This window comes from Flavobacterium artemisiae (assembly GCF_042678225.1).
Lineage (GTDB): Bacteria > Bacteroidota > Bacteroidia > Flavobacteriales > Flavobacteriaceae > Flavobacterium > Flavobacterium artemisiae.
Window position 1 is genome coordinate 1 of record NZ_JBHUDZ010000019.1, and the last position, 1,128, is coordinate 1,128.

Consider the following 1,128-nt stretch of genomic DNA (forward strand, 5'->3'; position numbering starts at 1 on the left):
AGTGTAATAGATAGTGGTATCCTGAGTAGGGCGGGGCACGTGAAACCCTGTCTGAATTCGGCGGGACCATCCGCTAAGGCTAAATACTCCTGAGAGACCGATAGTGAACCAGTACCGTGAGGGAAAGGTGAAAAGAACCGTGAATAACGGAGTGAAATAGATCCTGAAACCATACGCCTACAAGCGGTCGGAGCCCTTTTGTGGGGTGACGGCGTGCCTTTTGCATAATGAGCCTACGAGTTAACGCTGCTGGCAAGGATAAGTACTTCAGGTATGGATCCGCAGCGAAAGCGAGTCTGAATAGGGCGCTTTAGTCAGTAGTGTTAGACGCGAAACCGTGTGATCTACCCATGGGCAGGTTGAAGCTGTGGTAACACACAGTGGAGGACCGAACCGGTTGACGTTGAAAAGTCTTCGGATGACCTGTGGGTAGGGGTGAAAGGCCAATCAAACTCGGAAATAGCTCGTACTCCCCGAAATGCATTTAGGTGCAGCGTTATTTTAGTTATACAGAGGTAGAGCTACTGATTGGATGCGGGGGCTTCACCGCCTACCAATTCCTGACAAACTCCGAATGCTGTATAATGATTGATAACAGTGAGGGCTTGGGTGCTAAGGTCCAAGTCCGAGAGGGAAAGAACCCAGACCATCAGCTAAGGTCCCCAAATATATGTTAAGTTGAAAGAACGAGGTTTGTCTGCCCAGACAGCTAGGATGTTGGCTTGGAAGCAGCCATTCATTTAAAGAGTGCGTAACAGCTCACTAGTCGAGCGGACGAGCATGGATAATAATCGGGCATAAACATATTACCGAAGCTATGGATTTACAATTTATTGTAAGTGGTAGGGGAGCATTCTGACAGGGTTGAAGGTGTGTCGTAAGGCATGCTGGACTGGTCAGAAAAGAAAATGTAGGCATAAGTAACGATAATGCGGGCGAGAAACCCGCACACCGAAAAACTAAGGTTTCCACAGCTATGCTAATCAGCTGTGGGTTAGTCTGGACCTAAGGCGAACCCGAAAGGGACAGTCGATGGCCAACGGGTTAATATTCCCGTACTGCTTATTGCTGTGATGGGGTGACGGAGTGATGAAAGCGCCGCGAACTGACGGAATAGTTCGTTAAAGT

Annotated in this window: 1 rRNA gene; it reads left to right on the forward strand. The window is 48.7% G+C overall.

The features are described from left to right. A 23S ribosomal RNA gene (locus ACFSC2_RS25065) occupies positions 1 to 1,128 on the forward strand; the annotation flags it as partial.